At 65.3% G+C, this 559-nt stretch carries 2 protein-coding genes; both read left to right on the top strand.

Annotation, left to right across the window (positions count from 1 at the left end; genetic code table 11):
* On the top strand, positions 1 to 249 hold a 249-nt coding region (locus EN969_RS34465), incomplete at its 5' end, for a 50S ribosomal protein L13 (RefSeq protein ID WP_206525377.1).
* Position 250: 1 nt separating this feature from the next.
* Positions 251 to 559: 30S ribosomal protein S9 (gene rpsI, locus EN969_RS34460; RefSeq protein ID WP_127419953.1), on the top strand; the 309-nt coding region annotated here is incomplete at its 3' end.

Below are 559 nucleotides of genomic sequence, written 5' to 3'. Positions count from 1 at the left end.
GTCTATTACTGGCACACCGGCCACCCAGGCGGCATCAAGGAGCGCACCGCGCGCCAGCTGCTCGAGGGTCGTTTCCCCGAGCGTGTCGTCGAGAAGGCTGTTGAGCGCATGGTCCCGCGTGGCCCGCTCGGCCGTCGCCAGATGAAGAACCTGCGCGTCTATGCAGGCGCCGAGCATCCGCATGTCGCCCAGCAGCCCGTCGTGCTCGACGTGGCCAAGCTGAACGCCAAGAACAAGAAGGTCGCATAAGATGGCTGAGCTTTCCTCGCTCGCAGAACTGGGCGCCGCCACCGGCAACACCAATACCCAGCCGGCGGCCCCCGTCCACGTCCAGAAGCTCGACAAGTCGGGCCGCGCCTATGCCACCGGCAAGCGCAAGAACGCCATTGCGCGCGTCTGGGTGAAGCCGGGTTCCGGCAAGATCATCGTCAACGACAAGGAATTCGCGACCTATTTCGCGCGTCCGGTCCTGCAGATGATCCTCAACCAGCCGATCATCGCCTCCAACCGCGCCGGCCAGTACGACATCGTCGCGACAGTCGTCGGCGGCGGTCTCTCC

It is taken from the genome of Mesorhizobium sp. M7A.F.Ca.CA.003.01.2.1, from assembly GCF_003998945.1.
GTDB lineage: Bacteria > Pseudomonadota > Alphaproteobacteria > Rhizobiales > Rhizobiaceae > Mesorhizobium > Mesorhizobium ciceri.
This window is presented reverse-complemented; position numbering and strand designations above follow the sequence as displayed.